Raw genomic sequence first — 20,720 nt, forward strand, 5'->3', positions numbered from 1 at the left:
ATTCAGCGGGTTACAATCCCAACGCATACTTCAGCGCCTGACGTTTTAGCACGCCTGCGCGCTGCGCCGCCATCAGCCCCATATTGCGTAAAATACGCAGCGGCGGCAGTTCATTGCTGAACCCGGCATAGAACAGATCCATTCCACTTTGCATCATAAAATTATCTGCCATGCGCCGCGTCTGATAGCGTTTCAACACCGAATGGCTGGCCCAGGACTCGCCATAGCTACGGGCACTCGCCAGCACATCAATCAACGCATCAACATCCCGATACCCCAGGTTGACGCCCTGCCCGGCCAGCGGATGAATGGTATGCGCCGCGTCGCCTACCAGCGCCAGCCCCGGTTGCGCATACTGCAACGCGTGACGACGGGTTAGCGGAAACGCGCCCGCCGCGACAGGCATCACCGCCCCCAGACGCGCCGGAAAGTGCTGGTTAATTTCCACCTGCAATTGCGTCATCGATAAACTCTGTAGCTGGCGAATACGTGCCGGAGCGTCATACCACACCAGCGACGCCCAATCGTCGAACAGCGGCAAAAAGGCGCGCGGCCCCGTTGGCGTAAACTGCTGCCAGGTGCTGTCGCCTGGCGCATTTTCACACTTGACGGTGATAAGCATACACGACTGCGCATATTGCCAGGCATGAATGCCAATTCCCGCCATTTGCCGAACCTGCGAATTCGCGCCGTCGGCGCCAATCACTAACTTCGGCGTGATACATTCGCCGTCGGCCAGTTCCAGCGCATAACCATCGTGGCGGCGGTGCAATGCCGCCAGTGAAGCCGGAACGCGCAGCGTCACGCCGGGGTGCGCTTCCAGCGCCTGCCATAGCGCCTGTTGCAGGACGTTGTTCTCTACCATATAGCCTAACAGCGGCAGCTTGAGTTCAGCGGCGTCGAACACCACATGGGCGTTTTCCCACTCCCAGGTCTCCAGTCGCCGATAAGGATGGCTACGCATCCCCTGCACCGCCTCCCAAACGCCCAGTCCCTTGAGCAGCGCCACGGATGCCGCGCTAATGGCCGAAATCCGCACGTCAGGCTGGCTGTCAGCCACAAACGGCGCAGGCGCGGCATGTTCTATTACCATCACCGTAAACCCTTGCTGCGCCAGACCCAGCGCCAGCGCGCCGCCGACCATTCCCCCGCCGACAATGGCAATTTCCGTTGGTTGATTTGTCATGGTCATTCATCCTGTTACGTTTTAGACAAGTTTACAGGATTTTTTACCCATTAGGGCTGACGTCAGTCATACTGGTCACAACCGCGCCAAAGCATTACACTATGCGCCCTGCTTTTCAGCCACTATTTCGCAAGAGCAAGTCGATGACTAAAAAACTCCATATTAAAACCTGGGGCTGTCAGATGAACGAGTACGATTCATCGAAGATGGCCGATCTGCTGGACGCCACCCACGGCTATCAACTGACCGACGTGGCGGAAGAGGCGGATGTGCTGCTGTTGAATACCTGCTCAATCCGCGAGAAGGCTCAGGAAAAAGTCTTCCATCAATTAGGTCGCTGGAGACTGTTAAAAGAGAAAAATCCCGATCTGATTATCGGCGTCGGCGGCTGCGTGGCTTCCCAGGAAGGCGAGCACATTCGTCAACGCGCCCATTACGTCGACATTATTTTTGGCCCGCAAACCTTACACCGCCTGCCGGAGATGATTAACTCCGTGCGTGGCGACCGCAGCCCGGTGGTCGATATCAGCTTCCCGGAAATCGAGAAGTTCGACCGTTTGCCGGAACCGCGCGCAGAAGGCCCGACCGCGTTTGTTTCTATCATGGAAGGCTGCAATAAATATTGTACTTACTGCGTGGTACCGTATACCCGCGGTGAAGAAGTCAGCCGTCCCTCAGACGATATCCTGTTCGAAATCGCCCAGTTAGCGGCGCAGGGCGTGCGTGAGGTCAACCTGCTGGGCCAGAACGTTAACGCCTGGCGCGGAGAAAACTACGACGGCACCACCGGCACCTTTGCCGATCTGCTGCGTCTGGTTGCCGCCATCGACGGCATTGACCGTATTCGCTTTACCACCAGCCATCCGATTGAGTTCACCGACGACATTATCGAGGTGTACCGCGATACGCCGGAGCTGGTCAGTTTCCTGCATCTGCCGGTACAGAGCGGTTCCGATCGCGTGTTGAATCTGATGGGGCGCACCCACACTGCGCTGGAATATAAAGCAATCATCCGTAAACTGCGCGCGGCGCGGCCGGACATTCAGATAAGCTCTGACTTTATCGTCGGTTTCCCTGGCGAAACTACCGATGATTTCGAAAAAACCATGAAGCTTATCGCTGACGTCAACTTTGATATGAGCTACAGCTTTATCTTCTCTGCGCGTCCGGGAACGCCGGCTGCCGATATGGTTGATGACGTACCGGAAGAAGAGAAAAAGCAGCGTCTGTATATTCTGCAAGAGCGTATCAATCAGCAGGCGATGGCATGGAGCCGCCGTATGCTCGGCACGACACAGCGCATTCTGGTGGAAGGCACGTCACGTAAAAACATTATGGAACTGTCTGGCCGTACCGAAAACAATCGGGTGGTGAACTTTGAAGGCACGCCGGAGATGATTGGTAAGTTTGTCGATGTGGAAATTACTGACGTCTATCCGAACTCCCTGCGCGGAAAAGTGGTGCGTACCGAAGATGAAATGGGGCTGCGCGTCGCCGAAACGCCGGAGTCCGTCATTGCCCGTACCCGTAAAGAAAATGAGCTAGGCGTAGGATTCTACCAGCCTTAACCCTGCTGAAAAGGCAATAATGCCCGATGGCGCTACGCCTGTCGGGCTTCCTGGTCATGGCCTGTCGCCCGACGGGCCTTGCAATTTTCTCTCTTCATCCCCATCTTCATTGCAATGCTTGCGCCTTTTCCCTATGGCGTGAATAATTTCCTTAGATGCCGGTAAATGTTCAGCGTCCGGCGATACAGACACAAGAGGAACAGTTTGAATATAGACACTCGCGAAATTACCCTTGAGCCCGCAGACAACGCCCGTCTGTTGAGCCTTTGCGGGCCGTTTGATGACAATATTAAACAGCTCGAACGTCGTCTCGGTATTGAAATCAACCGCCGTGACAATCACTTTAAACTGACCGGTCGTCCGATTTGCGTGACCGCGGCGACAGATATTTTGCGAAGTCTGTATGTCGATACCGCACCGATGCGCGGCCAGACTCAGGATATCGAACCGGAACAAATTCATCTGGCGATCAAAGAAGCGCGGGTGCTGGAACAGAGCGCGGAAAGCGTGCCTGACTATGGCAAAGCGATCAATATCAAAACCAAGCGCGGCGTGATTAAACCGCGTACCCCGAACCAGGCGCAGTACATCGCCAATATTCTCGATCATGATATTACCTTTGGCGTCGGCCCGGCGGGTACCGGTAAAACTTATCTTGCGGTCGCCGCTGCGGTAGACGCCCTGGAGCGCCAGGAGATTCGCCGTATTCTACTGACCCGTCCGGCGGTGGAAGCGGGCGAAAAACTCGGCTTTCTGCCAGGCGATTTAAGTCAGAAGGTGGACCCGTACCTGCGTCCGCTGTATGACGCGCTGTTCGAAATGCTCGGCTTTGAAAAAGTCGAGAAACTGATTGAGCGCAATGTGATTGAAGTCGCGCCGCTGGCCTATATGCGCGGACGCACATTAAACGACGCCTTTATCATTCTGGATGAAAGCCAGAACACCACTATCGAACAGATGAAGATGTTCCTGACGCGTATCGGCTTTAACTCGAAAGCGGTGATCACCGGCGACGTGACGCAGATTGACCTGCCACGCAACACCAAATCCGGCTTGCGTCATGCCATTGAAGTGCTGGCGGAAGTCGATGAAATCAGTTTCAACTTCTTCCACAGCGAAGACGTGGTGCGCCATCCGGTCGTTGCCCGCATTGTTAACGCCTATGAAGCCTGGGAAGAGGCCGAACAAAAACGCAAAGCGGCGTTGGCGGCGGAGCGTAAGCGTGAAGCCCAGGAGCAGGAACAGAAATGAGCCAGGTGATCCTCGATTTACAGTTGGCCTGTGAAAACCACGCGGGCCTGCCGGATGAAGCTCAGTTTCAACGCTGGCTGGACGGCGTTATTCCGCAGTTTCAGGAAGAGGCGGAAGTCACAATCCGTCTGGTGGATGAGGCCGAAAGCCACGACCTTAATTTGACGTACCGCGGGAAAGATAAACCCACTAATGTTCTCTCCTTCCCGTTTGAAGCGCCCCCCGGCATTGAAATGCCGCTACTGGGCGATCTGATTATTTGCCGTCAGGTCGTGGAGCAGGAAGCGCAGGAACAGAGCAAGCCGCTGGAGGCGCACTGGGCGCACATGGTCGTGCACGGTAGCCTGCATTTGCTGGGTTACGATCATATCGACGATGACGAAGCGGAAGAGATGGAGTCTCTCGAAACGGAGATTATGCTTGCTATGGGCTATGAGGATCCGTACATTGCCGAGAAGATTGCAGAATAGTAGCTTGCCGGATGGCGGCGCTTGCGCCTTATCCGGCCTACATTCATGCCTTTTGTAGGCCTGATAAGCGTAGCGCCATCAGGCAAAACATGCCGTCACAGCTGAGTATACGCATGACGAGCTTTGTATTAACTAACATGAGAACCCATACGACGCCATGAGCGACGACAATTCACACAGTAGTGACACAGTAAACAGTAAAAAGGGATTTTTTTCCCTGCTACTCAGCCAGCTTTTCCACGGTGAACCTAAAAACCGTGATGAGTTGCTGGCGCTGATCCGTGATTCCGGGCAGAACGAGCTTATCGATGAAGATACGCGCGATATGCTCGAAGGCGTAATGGACATCGCCGACCAGCGCGTTCGCGATATTATGATCCCGCGCTCCCAGATGATTACCCTGAAACGCAACCAGACGCTGGACGAATGTCTCGATGTTATCATCGAGTCCGCCCACTCGCGTTTTCCGGTGATCAGCGAAGATAAAGATCACATTGAAGGGATTCTGATGGCCAAAGATTTGCTGCCGTTTATGCGCAGCGATGCCGAAGCCTTCAGCATGGACAAAGTGTTACGCACCGCGGTTGTCGTACCGGAAAGCAAACGGGTTGACCGTATGCTCAAGGAATTCCGCTCCCAGCGCTACCATATGGCCATCGTTATCGATGAGTTTGGCGGCGTTTCCGGCCTTGTGACTATCGAAGACATCCTCGAACTGATTGTCGGTGAAATTGAAGATGAGTATGACGAAGAAGACGATATCGACTTCCGTCAGCTTAGCCGCCATACCTGGACGATTCGCGCGCTGGCGTCGATTGAAGACTTCAATGACGCTTTCGGCACCCACTTCAGCGATGAAGAAGTCGATACCATCGGCGGGCTGGTGATGCAGGCGTTCGGCCATTTACCGGCCCGCGGCGAAACCATTGACATTGATGGTTACCAGTTCAAAGTGGCGATGGCCGATAGTCGTCGTATTATTCAGGTGCATGTCAGGATCCCGGATGACTCGCCCCAGCCAAAACTGGACGAATAACAGCAATAGTGGACTAAAAATGGCATTTGCCTCGTTAATTGAACGCCAGCGTATTCGCCTGCTGCTGGCGTTATTATTCGGCGCCTGCGGAACACTGGCTTTCTCTCCGTATGACGTCTGGCCCGCAGCGATAGTGTCGCTTATCGGGCTGCAGGCCTTAACGTTCAATCGCCGCCCGCTCCAGTCTGCCGCCATCGGCTATTGCTGGGGACTCGGACTTTTCGGTAGCGGGATTAACTGGGTTTATGTCAGTATCGCGCAATTTGGCGGCATGCCGGGCCCGGTTAACGTTTTTCTGGTGGTGCTGCTTGCAGCTTATCTCTCGCTGTATACCGGACTGTTTGCCGGGATTTTGTCGCGCCTGTGGCCAAAAACCAACTGGCTGCGCGTCGCTATCGCCGCGCCTGCAGTATGGCAAATCACCGAATTTTTACGCGGCTGGGTGCTGACCGGCTTCCCCTGGCTGCAATTTGGCTATAGTCAGGTCGACGGCCCGCTAAAAGGCCTGGCGCCGGTAATGGGCGTCGAAGCGATCAACTTCCTGCTGATGATGGTCAGCGGCCTGTTAGCGCTGGCACTGGCGACGCGGAACTGGCGTCCGCTGGCTGTCGCCGTGATTCTGTTTGCTTTGCCCTTTCCGCTACGTTATATCCAGTGGTTTACGCTGGAACCTACCAAAGCGACCCAGGTATCGCTGGTGCAGGGCGATATTCCGCAGTCGCTGAAGTGGGACGAAAACCAGCTACTGAATACGCTAAAAATTTATCTCAACGAAACTCGCCCAGAGTTAGGCAAATCACAGATTATTATCTGGCCTGAGTCGGCGATTCCGGATCTCGAAATCAATCAGCAGCCTTTCCTTCGTTCGCTGGACGAGATGTTACGCGAAAAAAATAGCACGCTGATCACCGGTATTGTCGATGCGCGTCTCAATAAACAGAATCGATACGACACCTACAATACGATTATTACGTTGGGCAAGGATAATCCATACAGTTATGACTCGCCCAATCGCTACAATAAAAATCACCTTGTGCCCTTTGGCGAGTTCGTTCCGCTGGAGTCTATCCTGCGTCCGCTGGCGCCGTTCTTCGATCTGCCCATGTCCTCCTTTAGCCGCGGCCCTTATATCCAGCCGCAGTTACATGCGCACGACTATAAGCTGACGGCGGCAATCTGCTATGAAATTATTCTTGGCGAACAGGTGCGGGATAACTTCCGCCCGGACACCGACTATCTGCTGACGATTTCTAACGACGCCTGGTTTGGTAAGTCCATTGGCCCGTGGCAACATTTCCAGATGGCGCGGATGCGTTCGCTGGAGCTGGCGCGTCCGTTGCTGCGCAGTACTAATAACGGTATTACGGCGGTGATTGGCCCGCAGGGCGAAATTCAGGCGATGATCCCGCAGTTCACACGCCAGGTACTGACCACCCACGTCACGCCAACCACGGGGTTAACTCCCTATGCCCGTACCGGCAACTGGCCGCTATGGGTACTGACCGCGCTGTTTGCTTTTGGCGCGGTAGTGATGAGTCTGCGACAACGACGGAAATAATCTCTCCCCAGGCCGGATAGCGCTTCATTTATCCGGCCTGAAAATCCTCCTTTTTTCCCTCATTCTGGCACGTCTATTGCTTTGTTAAACATGGCAAACCTGTTCTGGCTGCTTGTGCAACCTGGTCGCACCAAAATCGATCATCGGTAGCACCTGAACGGTGCAATGTAGGATTTTTGCCTCTGAACGGTGCGGCGCACTTCGCAAAAATAAACAATATCGCAGCAAAATATTTACAACAAGCCACACTAAATGTTAACAAACACACATAACACTGCACGCGCAAGTTGCAGGCAATAACAACATCACAATAGCTATCAATGCGTCGACGGCGCAGATGATAAAGGAGTTGGATATGCAATTACGTAAGCTAACCACAGCAATGCTGGTCATGGGACTGTCTGCGGGCCTTGCGCACGCAGAAGATGGCGCGCCTGCCGCTGGTAGCACCCTGGACAAGATCGCTAAAAATGGCGTGATCGTCGTCGGGCATCGCGAATCTTCTGTGCCCTTTTCTTATTACGACAACCAGCAGAAAGTGGTCGGCTATTCCCAGGACTACTCCAACGCCATTGTGGAAGCGGTAAAAAAGAAACTTAACAAGCCCGATCTGCAGGTGAAGCTGATCCCGATCACCTCGCAAAACCGTATTCCGCTGTTGCAAAACGGAACCTTCGATTTTGAATGTGGTTCAACGACTAACAACCTTGAGCGCCAGAAACAGGCCGCTTTCTCCGATACGATTTTCGTCGTCGGGACGCGACTGCTGACTAAAAAAGGCGGCGATATTAAAGATTTCCCGGATCTGAAAGGCAAAGCGGTCGTCGTCACCTCCGGGACGACCTCTGAAATACTGCTGCATAAGCTTAACGAAGAGCAAAAGATGGGGATGCGTATTATTAGCGCGAAAGACCACGGTGACTCGTTCCGCACCCTGGAAAGCGGTCGCGCCGTCGCCTTTATGATGGATGACGCGCTGCTGGCCGGCGAGCGCGCCAAAGCCAAGAAACCGGATAACTGGGAGATTGTCGGTAAACCGCAGTCCCAGGAAGCCTACGGCTGTATGCTGCGTAAAAACGACCCTGAGTTTAAAAAGCTGATGGACGATACCATCGCTCAGGCGCAAACCTCCGGCGAAGCGGAAAAGTGGTTTGATAAGTGGTTTAAAAATCCGATCCCACCGAAAAACCTGAACATGAATTTCGAATTGTCTGACGAGATGAAAGCCCTGTTCAAAGCACCGAATGATAAAGCGCTTAACTAACTAAAACTAAATGGGACGGGACTCCTGTCCTCTCGATTGTCGCTCAGCACGGACAGACTATAAGCCTGATGGTCGTTCCCCATCGGGCCTGAAGCCGCAAATCGCCGGGCAACAATCTTCGAGGGTAGCGCTGCTACCCTTTTTTTTCGGAGTAGATGTATGTCAATAGACTGGAACTGGGGTATTTTTTTACAGGAAGCCCCCTTCGGCAACACCACCTATCTCGGCTGGCTATGGAGTGGTTTTCAGGTCACCGTAGCCCTTTCGATTACCGCCTGGATTATCGCTTTCCTGGTAGGATCTATTTTCGGCATTTTACGTACCGTTCCCAACCGTTTCCTCTCCGGACTGGGCACATTGTACGTAGAACTGTTCCGCAACGTGCCGCTGATCGTGCAATTCTTCACCTGGTACCTGGTGGTGCCTGAACTGTTGCCGGAAGATCTTGGCATGTGGTTTAAGGCGGAACTCGATCCCAACATTCAGTTTTTCCTCTCCTCAATGATCTGTCTGGGATTGTTTACCGCCGCCCGCGTTTGCGAACAGGTGCGCGCCGCGATTCAGTCTCTGCCTCGCGGACAGAAGAACGCGGCGCTGGCGATGGGGCTAACGCTGCCGCAGGCTTATCGCTATGTCCTGCTGCCGAATGCCTATCGCGTTATCGTGCCGCCAATGACGTCAGAGATGATGAACCTGGTGAAAAACTCGGCTATTGCCTCAACCATCGGCCTGGTGGATATGGCGGCGCAGGCAGGCAAACTGTTGGATTACTCGGCGCACGCCTGGGAATCCTTCACCGCCATTACGCTGGCCTATGTGCTGATTAACGCCGTTATCATGCTGGTCATGAGCCTGGTTGAACGCAAAGTCCGCCTGCCGGGCAACGTGGGGAGCAAATAATGTACGAATTTGACTGGAGTTCGATTATCCCCTCACTGCCTTACCTACTGGCCGGGTTGGTCATCACGCTGAAGATCACCGTCACCGCCGTTATCGTGGGGATAGTCTGGGGAACCATTCTGGCCGTCATGCGCCTCTCAAGCTTTGCCCCTATCGCCTGGTTTGCTAAAGCGTATGTTAACGTTTTCCGTTCCATCCCGTTGGTGATGGTCTTGCTGTGGTTCTATCTGATTGTACCCGGCTTTCTGCAAAACGTGCTGGGACTATCGCCGAAAACCGATATCCGCCTGATCTCCGCGATGGTGGCATTCTCTATGTTTGAAGCGGCCTACTATTCCGAGATTATTCGCGCCGGTATTCAAAGTATTTCCCGCGGGCAGTCCAGCGCCGCGCTGGCGCTGGGGATGACCCACTGGCAGTCGATGAAGCTCATTATTCTGCCGCAGGCGTTTCGGGCGATGGTGCCGCTGTTGCTTACGCAGGGCATCGTGCTATTTCAGGACACCTCTTTAGTTTATGTACTCAGCCTGGCGGACTTCTTCCGCACCGCGTCGACTATCGGCGAGCGTGACGGAACTCAGGTCGAAATGATTCTGTTCGCCGGCGCCGTTTATTTTGTTATCAGCCTGAGCGCGTCGTTGCTGGTCAGCTATTTGAAGAAAAGGACAGTTTAATGATTACCCTGAAAAATGTTTCAAAATGGTATGGTCACTTTCAGGTGCTGACCGATTGTTCAACAGAAGTGAAAAAAGGTGAGGTGGTGGTAGTCTGCGGGCCATCGGGTTCCGGTAAATCCACGCTGATTAAGACCGTCAATGGTCTGGAACCGGTGCAAAAAGGCGAAATTACCGTTAACGGCATTATAGTGAACGACAAAAAAACCGATCTGGCGAAACTGCGTTCCCGCGTAGGCATGGTATTCCAGCACTTCGAACTGTTTCCCCACCTGTCGATCATCGAAAACCTGACGCTGGCGCAGGTGAAAGTGCTGAAACGCGATAAGGCCGCCGCCCGCGATAAAGGCCTGAAGCTGCTGGAGCGCGTTGGCCTGTCTGCGCATGCCAACAAGTTCCCGGCGCAGCTTTCCGGCGGCCAGCAGCAGCGCGTGGCGATCGCCCGCGCGCTGTGTATGGACCCCATTGCCATGTTATTCGATGAACCGACTTCCGCACTCGATCCGGAAATGATCAACGAGGTACTGGACGTGATGGTCGAACTGGCGAACGAAGGGATGACCATGATGGTGGTGACGCACGAAATGGGCTTTGCCCGTAAAGTGGCTAACCGGGTGATCTTTATGGATGAAGGTAAAATCGTCGAAGATTCGCCAAAAGAGGAGTTCTTCGCTAACCCCAGTTCCGATCGCGCAAAAGACTTCCTTGCGAAAATCCTGCACTAATCTTCCCGGCGCGCACGTCAGAGTGCGCGCTATCTCACGCTTTACCGCTTCGCTTCTCGAAACGTATCCAGCCGGGCGTTAACCTTGTCACAAAGTACCGCTTACAAGGAGCCACAATGGCACTGCCCATTATTATTGATTGCGATCCGGGTCATGATGACGCGATCGCCCTCGTTCTCGCCCTCGCCTCCCCTGAACTGGAAGTGAAAGCGATCACCTCTTCCGCCGGCAACCAGACGCCGGAGAAGACCCTGCGCAACGTGCTGCGGATGCTGACGCTGCTCAAACGCCCGGATATTCCGGTGGCGGGCGGCGCGGTGAAACCGCTCATGCGCGAACTGATTATCGCTGATAACGTTCACGGCGAAAGCGGTCTTGACGGCCCGGCGCTGCCCGAGCCGTCATTCGCCCCGCAAAGCGGCACTGCCGTTGAGCTGATGGCAAAAACACTGCGCGAGAGCGCACAGCCGGTCACCATCGTCTCTACTGGCCCACAGACCAACGTGGCGCTGCTGCTGAATAGCCATCCGGAACTGCATACGAAAATCGCCCGCATTGTGATCATGGGCGGCGCAATGGGATTGGGTAACTGGACGCCCGCTGCGGAATTTAATATTTACGTCGACCCGGAAGCGGCAGAAATTGTCTTCCAGTCAGGCATTCCGGTGGTGATGGCCGGGCTGGACGTCACCCATAAGGCGCAGATTCACGCCGCCGATATCGAGCGTTTCCGCGACATCGGCAATCCAATTTCGACGATCGTGGCTGAACTACTCGACTTCTTCTTTGAATATCACAAAGACGAAAAATGGGGATTTGTCGGCGCACCGCTGCACGACCCGTGCACCATCGCCTGGCTGCTCAAGCCCGAGATTTTCACCACCGTTGAGCGTTGGGTCGGCGTGGAAACCCAGGGGAAATACACCCAGGGGATGACGGTGGTGGATTATTATTTCCTGACGGGGAATAAGCCGAATGCGACGGTGATGGTGGATGTAGACCGCCAGGGATTTGTCGATTTGCTGGCGGAGCGGCTGCAATACTACGCATAAAGCGCAAAGTAGAATCCAGGGATGAACAGCGATGTTTTGGCGTAACAATAGACCTGAAATCAGCCTGCTACAGCACGACGTAGCCCATATAACGTTTTCAGTACGTAACGGAAAAGCATTGCTTCGTCCCTGCGTTATCCACGATCCCGACTCTTACGCCGGTATTCATACGCTCTCCTGGCATGGCTCGCCGCTGATTCGTTTTTACACTGAAGCCTGGTGCCCAACCTGCGCAGAATTTGTTTATGCCGGTTTTAACAATGATGATGAAGGCGCCGCGCAGTTTTTATCCTCACTTGCCGAGTGGAATCGGCCAGGAGTCGGGTTGAACGAAGCATTTACCTCCCTGACGCCGCTATTTTCACTCTTTGCCGATGGCTATTACCGGCTGGAAGAACGCGAACTTTATCCCACAGATGGCAACGGACATTTTTTCTGGGCGGTGGGTAACGAAAAACAACCGAATCCCGCGACCACAGGGCAGTGGATTGCTGACGTGGACTATCACTACCAGTCCGGCGAACCCTGTTTTTTACTGCCAGGCCAGCCCCCATCGCGATTTAACCCACAACGCGCCGGGTATTACCGCGATAAGCCAGAGAGCCACGCGCTGGCCTGGTATATGAATGACAGCTGGCTTTGCGTCCTGCTTGATGGTCACCATAAAGCCACCGCCGCCGCGCTGGAAGGCCGGCCCGTGAAGACCTGGGTCATCAGCCAGCCGGTGGCGATGACATGCTACGAGACGCGACAGCAATACCTGCGATTTTATGACGGCGAGCGCCTGGAAGAAGCCCAGTTTCAGCGCCGCATCCCCCTGAAAATACAGTACGAAAAACTACCGCCATCCCTTTGGGAGGATTACTTTACTCGCCATGACGAACGTTATACCCGCGTCAACTGGCCGAACGCATTGGCTAACTGCGCGGCGAATTATCCCAATCTTGCGGCCTGCGCAGACATTATTGCCGCAGGCGATCTGAGCGAGGCCGGCCTCAACAAAATCATGGCGCAAGGGATCACCGAAGAGGGATTTCCCGCCGTATTGTTACGCGCGCTGTTTTATACCCATTCCCCCTTGTTGATTGATTTTGTCCGTTTTCTGACTCGCACCCCCGGTTATGCTTGCCACTACCCGCTGGCGTTTCGTTTACTGGCCCAGAAACGCACGCCACAGGCCGATGCTTTTTTCCTCGATTTCGCCATCAATGATGACGGCGAGCGCCCGGAGTTGACGAACATTATGGATGAATACTTTCGCCAGGCGTGACATTGATAAAGATCACCACGCCAGAGGGTGGTGTTCTTTATTCTATAAACTCTCTTTCCCGATAAATTAAACGCAATGGATAATGCAACGTTAGCGATTGGTATCGATCTCGGCACCACTAATAGTTTAATCGCCGTCTGGCAAGACGGAGCCGCACAATTAATACCTAATAAATTTGGTGAATATTTAACACCATCCATAATTAGTATGGATGAAAATAAGCAAATTCTGGTGGGAAAACCTGCCGCAGCGCGTAAAACATCTCATCCTGATAAAACCGCTGCCTTATTTAAACGCGCAATGGGCAGTAATACTCACTGGCATTTGGGTGAAGAGTCGTTTAATGCGCCGGAATTATCTTCGCTGGTTTTACGCTCGCTGAAAGAAGATGCGGAAGACTACCTTCAGCAGCCAATCAAGGATGTCGTGATCTCGGTTCCGGCTTATTTCAGCGATGAGCAGCGGAAGCATACACGCCTTGCCGCTGAGCTTGCGGGGTTAAACGCCGTGCGCTTGATCAATGAACCCACGGCGGCGGCAATGGCTTATGGCCTGCATACGCAGCAAAATAGCCGTTCGCTGGTTTTCGATCTGGGGGGCGGAACCTTTGATGTGACCGTTCTGGAATACGCTACGCCGATTATCGAAGTTCACGCCTCCGCTGGCGATAACTACCTCGGCGGCGAAGATTTCACGCATTTGTTGCTTGATGAAGTGCTGAAACGCTGGAATCTCGATAAATCAGCGCTGACGGATAGCGATCTGGCTGCGCTGTATGCCTGTGTTGAAGCGGCAAAATGCGCCAGCAGCTCCCCGCTGCGCATGAGCTGGCTTTATCAGGAGAGCGTTCTGGAAAGCACGTTTTATGACGATGAGCTGGAAGCCCTGTGGCTACCGTTGCTCAACCGGCTGCGCACGCCCATTGAGCAGGCGCTGCGCGACTCCCGACTCAAACCGGAGCAAATTGACAGCCTGGTGCTGGTCGGCGGCGCGTCACAGATGCCGCTGGTGCAACGCATCGCGGTGCGCTTATTCGGTAAATTGCCCTATCAAAGTTACGATCCCAGCACCATCGTGGCGCTTGGCGCCGCAACTCAGGCCGCCTGTCGCCTGCGCCATGAAGACGTTGAAGAGGTGATCCTCACGGATATCTGCCCCTACTCGCTGGGCGTGGAAGTCAACCGACAGGGAGTGCCTGGTATTTTCTCGCCCATCATTGAACGCAATACCACCGTTCCGGTGTCAAAAGTGGAAACGTACTCCACCATGCACCCTGAGCAGGACTCTATTTGCGTCAGGGTATACCAGGGCGAAAGCCATAAGGTGAAAAATAATATCCTGATTGATTCTTTTGACGTCATGCTGAAGCCGAACGGGCACATTCAGGCCATTGATATTCGTTTTAGCTACGATATTAATGGTCTGCTGGAAGTTGACGTGCTGCTGGAAGACGGCAAGAGTGAATCCAGAATCATCAGTCACAATGCCACCTCACTGACGACGCAGCAAATCGACGCCAGCCGCGAGCGCCTGCAGGCGCTGAAAATTTATCCCCGCGATATGCTGATTAACCGGACGTTTAAAGCACAGTTAGAGGAGCAGTGGTCACGCGCGTTAGGCGATGAGCGCGAAATGCTGGGGGAGATTATTACCGATTTCGACGCGGCGCTGCTGTCTAATGATATGCAGCGCGTCGATGATGTGCGCCGTCGCGCCTGTGAATATCTGGGTATTGACGAGCCGAAAGCGCCGTAACGGCGCTTTCACTGCCCCTGTTCAGAAAAAATGGAAGAATCGATTTAACGCGCAGACAATCAACGCGATCAAACCGACAATCTTCATGATTTTCATCACCCCGCCAGATTCCGCCTGACGGGGTGCTTCGGTTTTCGCTTCAGAAGACAATTTTTTCTCAGCCGCCAGCCTGAGCTCTTCCGCCAGCTCCTTTTTGTCGCGAATATCGCCTGGCTTCATGGCGATTTTAGATGACAATGCCTGCGTTATCAGCGCCTCCAGCGGACAGGATTGCCCCTCCTCCAGCCGGATCAGCAGGCGAAAAAAGGCCTTTTCTTTGGGAAACGCTTCCAGCACCACCTGCTCCGCCGTCCGGTACAGATCCAACAGCGGCGTTTCGGGTTCCCCCTGGGTACTCAGCCGTGAATTTGCCCACGCCATCGCTTTTCGCTTATAAAACAGGGAGTCAACAAATGAACGCCCCAGCGGTGATAACCTACCGCTGTGCAAAATGTCGGCCCACAGTAAACGCGTGCGCGCGCTTTCACCGGGCACATATTCGGTATCCGCCATACAGCGCGCTTCGACCGCCATCACCGCCAGCGGGAAGAAATCAGGCCGATGCTGGCGGCACCAGCCCAGCAACAGGTCGTCCGCCTGCGTGGAGGGATAACGCTGCCAGAAATCGCAAAGATCGGCCAACAGGCTTTCCCCTTCACCGCAGAGCAAACGCTGTTTGCACAGGTAATAGTGCGCATCTTCGTTATCCGGCTCCGCGGCCTGCCAGCGACGAGCAATATCGACCAGTTCCGCCATGCCCCACTGCTCGGCGCTAAACCAGTGTAATAGTTTACGATGCAGCTGTTTATCATCGGGAATTATCCAGGCTCCCTGAACCTGCAGAGCGTCGGCAAAATGTTCGGGATAAAAGCGCCAGATACGCTCAAGCTTAAAAAAATAGGCGTCAGTTTGGTCTTGAATAACAAGAGGCAATTTGGCCAGACTTAGCAGATCAAACGCATCGCCCCGCTTTACGGTCTCCAGAAATGCTTCCAGCTCTTCTCCCTCAGCATCATCGTCTGCTTCCTGCGGCTGCCAGTTCAGACGCTGCGCCAACAATGCCAGGCAAGACAGCGAGATCGTTTCCGTTTTCATGGCGATATCGCACAATTGCCAGCGCAGCTTATCTATCTCATCCATCGAACACTGGTTCAATTGCTGAATAAATTTCTGCCATGCCGAGGGCTGAAAGCGATCGCGCTCTGATGCCAGCAATTCCCTGAACGCCACCAGTATTTCATGTTCGTCGCCCACCTCTTCCGTTTTTACATCTTCCGCAGGCGAGGCGGCCCAGTGCTGCGCTTCTTCATAGGCCTGGCGCAATCGCTTAAAACCCTGCGGATCGCTCTCAGGGTGGAATGAGGGCAACAGGGCAAGATAAGCCTGACGGATACATTCCAGATCGGTGGTGGGTTCAATGCCCAGGATTTCCCAACAGATATTCATAAATCGCTCACTCCTTTAAGCGTTTCCGGGCATGTCGGTTGTTCGTTGAGCGGACGCCACGGTAGCTGCGCATAATAACTCTCTGTCGTAGAGGTCAGTTCATTAAACATCCGCGCGCCTGAAGCGTCGTACTTTAGGTGGGCGAAATATGCCTGCATGGCGTCCCCTTCGGCCTGCCAGTACAGCCGACCCAACGAATAGGCGGCAAAATATTGCGTCCAGCCGTCGTAAAAATAGTACGCCCGCGCATAGATACGCGATTGCAGCCACAGGCTTTCCTCTTCCGTCAGCCATTGATTCAACACCCCCATCCGGCATAAAAACCCCATACGCACATAGTCCCAGGCTTTGATACCGCCGCGACCGCAGCATAGTGCGGTTTCGGCAACAAATCGCGCATAAATCTGGCCCTGCTCGCCAAACTGCGCGGTAAATTCGCGCCATTGGCGAGGAGATAGCGTAAACCAGCGGATATAAAAGGGAGCCAAATCTGCCGCATGACCATCGTCCGTCATCCGATAGATGGTTTGAATAAGATCTTCACGGTTATCAATCCCCCATGAATCGGAGAGATCAAAGTGTGTTTTCCCGGTATACATTGCCGGGGAGAAGTGCGAAGGTTTCGCGCCAATGGCACGACTGTTTAGCACCTCCATCGGCGTGGAGAGCGCAAAAAGTAAATATTGTTCTTCCTTGTCCATATTCGATATCCCTAATGCATAAACCGACTCAACACATGGCCGACAACGCCAATAAATAAAATGATTTTAATCACCTGCCAGAGGCCAAAGCCGCCGCCAGATTCCTCCGTACTCGGCGAAGTCACCGTCGTCACCGGTTCTTCATCTGCGACTACAGCTTCACACGGTGTGGCGACAGCCGCAGCCCGCCCCAGCAACCCGCGAATAACCAGCGCTTCCAACGGGCAGATATCCGGCGCATCAAGCTTCGTTACCAGACTCTGTAACAATGCCGCTGACGGCTCCTCGGCGCACGCCAGGCTATCCGCCACCTGATACAACAGCCAGTATGGATGCTGGCTATGCGCCTCACTCATCGCTGGCGCGCCATAATTCAAACGCCGCGCAATAAAACTTTCGCTTAGCGGCGATAATGCGCCGCTGTGCAGCGCCTCGGCCCACAGCAAGCAGGAACGAGCGCTTGAGCCGGGAATATACAGCAGCGGTTCGCCATCGATATCGACCTGCTCGCGCGTCTCAACCGCCATCACCAGCAGCGGGAAAAAGTCCGGTCGATGCTGACGGCACCAGCGCAGCAACAGATCGTCAAGCTGGGTAGAAGGATGCGCCCACCACTGCGCGTAAAGTTCTGGCAGCAGGCTATCGCCTTCACCGCAAAATACGCGCTGGGCTAAGTAGTAATAACCCGGCGTTGCGTTATCGGGTTCGGCTTCCTGCCATGCCAGGGCGACAGGCAGCAGCTCCGCAATACCCCAGTGCAGGGTGCTGAACCAGCGTAACAGACGTCGTTGAAAGCGTAGATTGTCCGGGATAATCCAGGCGCCGTGCTGCGCCATAAGTTGGGCGAAATAGAGAGGATGCTCGAAAAAGGTGTTGTCCAGGGCATCATAAAAAGCAATGGTCTGGTTTTGTACCGCCACTGGCAAATGCAGCAATAGCGAATAATCAAACAGGTCGCCACGGCGGATTTCAAACAAAAGATCCTCCACCTCCTCGGCATCGACATCTCGATTATCACTCCCCTGTTCCCAGGCCAGGCGATCTGACAGCAGTTTCAGACACGAGTACGAAATAGGAAAGGTCTTCATCGCGATAGCGCACAGCCACCAGCGCGATTTTTCGACCTGTGAAATCGATAATTTATTGATCTGTTGGATAAACTCCTGCCATGCCTGCGGCTGAAAGCGCCGTTCGCCATCCGCCAGCAAATCACCGAATATCTCCCTGAGATAATTCACCCACGGGGTATCGGGATCCTCATCAACCACCGTAATGGCGGGCGATGTTGTCCCCTGCAATGCATTCTCATAGGCTTCTCGCAATTGCTTAAAACCCTGCGGATCGGTTTCCGGATGAAATGACGGCAGCAGCGCCAGATAAGCCTGACGAATGGCGTCGGTATCCGTGGTGGCCTCAATGCCAAGGACTTGCCAACAGGTTTTCATAGATCGCTCACCTCCTGAAGCGTGTCCGGGCATTCAGGGTAATGGGGCAGGTAGCGCCACGGCAGCGTGGCGTAAAAACTGTCTTTCCCAGCGATCAGCTTATTCATCATACGTCGCCCCGCGTCATCAAACTCCTTACGGGCGAATGTCTCGCGTAGTAACGGTAGGTTATCGCCATTCCGTAACTGCCAGTACAAACGCCCGGTGTAATAAGCGTTGAAATACGGCAACCAGCCGGAATAATAGCTGAGCGCACGAAGCTGTATCCGCGACTGCAGCCACAGGCTCTCCTCTTCCGTCAGCCATTCATTGAGCACGCCCATGCGGCAGAGAAACCCCATCCGCACATAATCCCAGCTGCGAATACCGCCTTCGCCGCAACACACGGCGGTATCAGCGACGAATCGGGCATAAATGCGATCTCCCTCGTCCAGCGCGTCGGTATACTCCTGCCACTCCTGCGGCGCATACCTAAACCAGCGGCGATATAGCCATTCCAGTTGTGTGGCATGACCGTCATCCGTCCTGCGGGAAATGGTCTGAAGCAGTTCATCGCGATTTTCAATACCCCACGACGATTCAAGATCGAAACGTTTTACACCTAAATACATTTTCGGTGACGAATGTGAAGGTAAACAGTCCTCGTTCAATACTTCCATCGGCGAGGAAAGTGCAAAGAGTAAATATTGTGATTCTTTATCCATAATAAATCGCCAAAATATATTCACACCACAAATAAAAACGCAATTGAAAACTAAAATAGAGTACAACAAAGCCAAATCGCAATATATTATTAATCTAAAAAACAATGGCGGGATAAATTAAAAAATGAATCATTCCATAACCAGTCATCCCTGCGACAACGTATCTTTAGCACAATTAACCGAACTGGCGCAGTCAGGAAATAGTGAAGCTCAATATATATTAGGCCGTTTATATAATGACGAGCGTATAGATGGCAGCGAAGAGGATAAGCTCTCTTTTTATTGGTTGCAGCAGGCAGCTGAACAAGGACACTGCGAGGCGCAATATTGGCTCGGCTTACGATACAAAGACACGCCTACCGAAATGAAAGATAACACTCTGGCTTTATTCTGGTCAGAAAAAGCCGCACAGCAAGGACACCGCCACGCTTTCAACACATTAGGCTGGGTTCAGGAAGGAAAAACCGGGATGGCGCCAGATTATGCTCAGGCCGTCATCTGGTATCGCAAAGGGGCAGAACAGAGCCACTGTTATTATGCGCAAAATAATCTCGGCAGAATGTATGAAGCGGGTCTGGGCATCGAAAAAGATTATAATCGGGCGCTTTACTGGTATAAACAAGCGGCGTTACAGGGTAATGCCACCGGTCAGATGAATCTGGCCGATATGTATTGGGGCGGTCGCGGCACGACAAAAAACCTACGCCTGGCTACCCTATGGTATTTGAGAAGTGCGCTACAAGATAAAGCTCATTCCCAGTACCAGCTTGGCTACGCGTATAGCGAAGGGGAAGGCGTCAAGCAGGATTATCAGCAGGCAATGCACTGGTATCAACAAGCTGCGGCTCAGGGAAATAGCAATGCTTGCGTTAATATCGGCTGGATGTACAAACAAGGACACGGTGTCGAGCGTGACGATGAAGAAGCGCTTAGCTGGTTTCATCGGGCGGCGGAAGCAGACAACGTTACCGCATGGTATAACCTTGGCTTTATGTACCGCGACGGGCGCGGTACCGCAGTGGATGTGAAGCAGGCGCTTTACTGGTTCAAAAAAGCACAGCCCACGGGCAAATGGAACGTCGATGAAGAGATCCGCAAACTGGAAGCCCAACTGCACGCTTAACATGGCGGACGGCAACCGTCCGCTCACGATAATGAACCTTACGGCTCGAACGGCCTGCGCTGGAACTGATCGTGCCCACACTTCGGGCAGAGCGGCAGCACATCCGGCGTGTAAACCGCCAGATGATAGTGGCATTTCTCGCACACCAGATTCCCCAATCCCACCACTTCGCCACTGTGATACACGCCGTGGTGATTCAAATCCTGGAATACCTCGCGCCATTCCAGCTGGGTTTTGTCGGTAATGTCCGCCAGTTCCTGCCAGAGACTCTCTTTAATCACCCGCAAGAAGACGCTATCGTCCTGGCTCTCTTCGTAGCTCATGGCGAACTCTTCCAGATCGCGTCTGACAGCGCGCGTCAGTTCGTCCACCTCGGTTCGCGTTAACTCCCCTGTTTGCATCACGCGCTGGCGCGCCTGCTCCACCAGCGCATCAATGTCGCGCTCGCCATTGCGTAAACGCTCGCTTAATGAGGCCACCAGTTCACGGTAATATTGAGCAACCTTGTTCATCACTTCACCTCTTGGATCGTTAACTGCCTATAATAATAGAC

The 20,720-nt window shown here is 53.7% G+C and carries 19 protein-coding genes; 13 read left to right on the forward strand and 6 right to left on the reverse strand.

Translation table 11 applies throughout. From position 1 onward, the window contains the following. Positions 1-10: 10 nt before the first annotated feature. Positions 11-1,186, reverse strand: a complete 1,176-nt coding sequence (gene ubiF, locus HV477_RS05530; RefSeq protein ID WP_079899182.1) for a 3-demethoxyubiquinol 3-hydroxylase — start codon at positions 1,184-1,186, stop codon at positions 11-13. A gap of 143 nt (positions 1,187-1,329) precedes the next feature. Here ubiF and miaB point away from each other — a divergent pair, with 143 nt between their 5' ends. The 12 genes from miaB (at position 1,330) to HV477_RS05590 (ending at position 14,709) form a co-directional block, all read left to right on the forward strand. Continuing rightward, positions 1,330-2,754: a tRNA (N6-isopentenyl adenosine(37)-C2)-methylthiotransferase MiaB gene (gene miaB / locus HV477_RS05535; RefSeq protein WP_001519200.1), complete on the forward strand. Its 1,425-nt coding sequence runs from the start codon at positions 1,330-1,332 to the stop codon at positions 2,752-2,754. 204 nt (positions 2,755-2,958) lie between these two features. Beyond that, positions 2,959-4,005 carry a PhoH family protein gene (locus tag HV477_RS05540; protein WP_001018045.1) on the forward strand — a complete coding sequence of 349 codons (1,047 nt, stop codon included), beginning with the start codon at positions 2,959-2,961 and terminating at the stop codon, positions 4,003-4,005. Then, on the forward strand, positions 4,002-4,475 hold the full coding sequence (gene ybeY, locus HV477_RS05545; RefSeq protein ID WP_000084477.1) for an rRNA maturation RNase YbeY: 474 nt from the start codon (positions 4,002-4,004) through the stop codon (positions 4,473-4,475). Before HV477_RS05540 ends, ybeY begins: the two co-directional genes overlap by 4 nt. 157 nt (positions 4,476-4,632) lie before the next feature. Beyond that, complete coding sequence (corC, locus tag HV477_RS05550; RefSeq protein ID WP_001278615.1) at positions 4,633-5,511, forward strand: CNNM family magnesium/cobalt transport protein CorC; 879 nt, start codon at positions 4,633-4,635, stop codon at positions 5,509-5,511. 19 nt (positions 5,512-5,530) lie between these two features. Next, on the forward strand, positions 5,531-7,069 hold the full coding sequence (gene lnt / locus HV477_RS05555; protein WP_079899209.1) for an apolipoprotein N-acyltransferase: 1,539 nt from the start codon (positions 5,531-5,533) through the stop codon (positions 7,067-7,069). 355 nt (positions 7,070-7,424) lie between these two features. After that, positions 7,425-8,333, forward strand: a complete 909-nt coding sequence (locus tag HV477_RS05560) for an amino acid ABC transporter substrate-binding protein (protein WP_001518176.1) — start codon at positions 7,425-7,427, stop codon at positions 8,331-8,333. Positions 8,334-8,492: 159 nt separating this feature from the next. Continuing rightward, positions 8,493-9,233: a glutamate/aspartate ABC transporter permease GltJ gene (gltJ, locus tag HV477_RS05565; protein ID WP_000020930.1), complete on the forward strand. Its 741-nt coding sequence runs from the start codon at positions 8,493-8,495 to the stop codon at positions 9,231-9,233. Beyond that, entirely contained in the window at positions 9,233-9,907 is a 675-nt protein-coding gene (gene gltK / locus HV477_RS05570) for a glutamate/aspartate ABC transporter permease GltK (protein WP_000272794.1), read from the forward strand. Before gltJ ends, gltK begins: the two co-directional genes overlap by 1 nt. Continuing rightward, positions 9,907-10,632, forward strand: coding sequence for a glutamate/aspartate ABC transporter ATP-binding protein GltL (gene gltL, locus HV477_RS05575; protein ID WP_000631369.1), 726 nt, complete (start codon positions 9,907-9,909; stop codon positions 10,630-10,632). Before gltK ends, gltL begins: the two co-directional genes overlap by 1 nt. A 116-nt stretch (positions 10,633-10,748) precedes the next feature. Further along, positions 10,749-11,684, forward strand: coding sequence for a pyrimidine-specific ribonucleoside hydrolase RihA (gene rihA / locus HV477_RS05580; RefSeq protein WP_001578322.1), 936 nt, complete (start codon positions 10,749-10,751; stop codon positions 11,682-11,684). Positions 11,685-11,715: 31 nt separating this feature from the next. Continuing rightward, a complete protein-coding gene (locus HV477_RS05585) occupies positions 11,716-12,954 on the forward strand; it encodes a hypothetical protein (RefSeq protein ID WP_079899183.1) in 1,239 nt (412 codons plus the stop codon). A 75-nt stretch (positions 12,955-13,029) separates the two neighbouring features. Further along, complete coding sequence (locus HV477_RS05590; protein ID WP_000368035.1) at positions 13,030-14,709, forward strand: molecular chaperone HscC; 1,680 nt, start codon at positions 13,030-13,032, stop codon at positions 14,707-14,709. A 21-nt stretch (positions 14,710-14,730) separates the two neighbouring features. On the opposite strand, the gene HV477_RS05595 is transcribed toward HV477_RS05590, so the two are convergent. From HV477_RS05595 to HV477_RS05610, 4 genes are read right to left on the reverse strand one after another with little or no spacing between them, the layout of a single operon-like run. Next, complete coding sequence (locus HV477_RS05595) at positions 14,731-16,194, reverse strand: J domain-containing protein (protein ID WP_079899184.1); 1,464 nt, start codon at positions 16,192-16,194, stop codon at positions 14,731-14,733. Then, positions 16,191-16,895 carry a DUF1266 domain-containing protein gene (locus HV477_RS05600; RefSeq protein WP_023182248.1) on the reverse strand — a complete coding sequence of 235 codons (705 nt, stop codon included), beginning with the start codon at positions 16,893-16,895 and terminating at the stop codon, positions 16,191-16,193. Before HV477_RS05600 ends, HV477_RS05595 begins: the two co-directional genes overlap by 4 nt. An 11-nt stretch (positions 16,896-16,906) precedes the next feature. Beyond that, entirely contained in the window at positions 16,907-18,340 is a 1,434-nt protein-coding gene (locus HV477_RS05605) for a J domain-containing protein (protein WP_079899185.1), read from the reverse strand. Beyond that, a complete protein-coding gene (locus tag HV477_RS05610) occupies positions 18,337-19,044 on the reverse strand; it encodes a DUF1266 domain-containing protein (RefSeq protein WP_079899186.1) in 708 nt (235 codons plus the stop codon). The genes HV477_RS05605 and HV477_RS05610 overlap by 4 nt, the downstream gene beginning before the upstream one ends. Before the next feature lie 124 nt (positions 19,045-19,168). Between HV477_RS05610 and HV477_RS05615 the strand changes: the two genes are divergently transcribed. Beyond that, positions 19,169-20,167: a tetratricopeptide repeat protein gene (locus HV477_RS05615; protein ID WP_023240950.1), complete on the forward strand. Its 999-nt coding sequence runs from the start codon at positions 19,169-19,171 to the stop codon at positions 20,165-20,167. A 38-nt stretch (positions 20,168-20,205) separates the two neighbouring features. On the opposite strand, the gene HV477_RS05620 is transcribed toward HV477_RS05615, so the two are convergent. Next, positions 20,206-20,679 carry a zinc ribbon-containing protein gene (locus HV477_RS05620; RefSeq protein WP_001044884.1) on the reverse strand — a complete coding sequence of 158 codons (474 nt, stop codon included), beginning with the start codon at positions 20,677-20,679 and terminating at the stop codon, positions 20,206-20,208. Positions 20,680-20,720: the final 41 nt, after the last annotated feature.

The sequence above is a fragment of the Salmonella sp. SG203 genome, from assembly GCF_013350575.1.
GTDB classification, from domain to species: domain Bacteria; phylum Pseudomonadota; class Gammaproteobacteria; order Enterobacterales; family Enterobacteriaceae; genus Salmonella; species Salmonella enterica.

Coding starts and splice junctions, on each gene's coding strand:
- miaB (WP_001519200.1), top strand. CDS start 1,330: ATGACTAAAAAACTCCATATTAAAACCTGGGGCTGTCAGATGAACGAG.
- corC (WP_001278615.1), top strand. CDS start 4,633: ATGAGCGACGACAATTCACACAGTAGTGACACAGTAAACAGTAAAAAG.
- ybeY (WP_000084477.1), top strand. CDS start 4,002: ATGAGCCAGGTGATCCTCGATTTACAGTTGGCCTGTGAAAACCACGCG.
- HV477_RS05585 (WP_079899183.1), top strand. CDS start 11,716: ATGTTTTGGCGTAACAATAGACCTGAAATCAGCCTGCTACAGCACGAC.
- lnt (WP_079899209.1), top strand. CDS start 5,531: ATGGCATTTGCCTCGTTAATTGAACGCCAGCGTATTCGCCTGCTGCTG.
- HV477_RS05610 (WP_079899186.1), bottom strand. CDS start 19,044: ATGGATAAAGAATCACAATATTTACTCTTTGCACTTTCCTCGCCGATG.
- HV477_RS05620 (WP_001044884.1), bottom strand. CDS start 20,679: ATGAACAAGGTTGCTCAATATTACCGTGAACTGGTGGCCTCATTAAGC.
- rihA (WP_001578322.1), top strand. CDS start 10,749: ATGGCACTGCCCATTATTATTGATTGCGATCCGGGTCATGATGACGCG.
- HV477_RS05600 (WP_023182248.1), bottom strand. CDS start 16,895: ATGGACAAGGAAGAACAATATTTACTTTTTGCGCTCTCCACGCCGATG.
- gltL (WP_000631369.1), top strand. CDS start 9,907: ATGATTACCCTGAAAAATGTTTCAAAATGGTATGGTCACTTTCAGGTG.
- gltK (WP_000272794.1), top strand. CDS start 9,233: ATGTACGAATTTGACTGGAGTTCGATTATCCCCTCACTGCCTTACCTA.
- HV477_RS05560 (WP_001518176.1), top strand. CDS start 7,425: ATGCAATTACGTAAGCTAACCACAGCAATGCTGGTCATGGGACTGTCT.
- ubiF (WP_079899182.1), bottom strand. CDS start 1,186: ATGACAAATCAACCAACGGAAATTGCCATTGTCGGCGGGGGAATGGTC.
- gltJ (WP_000020930.1), top strand. CDS start 8,493: ATGTCAATAGACTGGAACTGGGGTATTTTTTTACAGGAAGCCCCCTTC.
- HV477_RS05595 (WP_079899184.1), bottom strand. CDS start 16,194: ATGAATATCTGTTGGGAAATCCTGGGCATTGAACCCACCACCGATCTG.
- HV477_RS05615 (WP_023240950.1), top strand. CDS start 19,169: ATGAATCATTCCATAACCAGTCATCCCTGCGACAACGTATCTTTAGCA.
- HV477_RS05605 (WP_079899185.1), bottom strand. CDS start 18,340: ATGAAAACCTGTTGGCAAGTCCTTGGCATTGAGGCCACCACGGATACC.
- HV477_RS05590 (WP_000368035.1), top strand. CDS start 13,030: ATGGATAATGCAACGTTAGCGATTGGTATCGATCTCGGCACCACTAAT.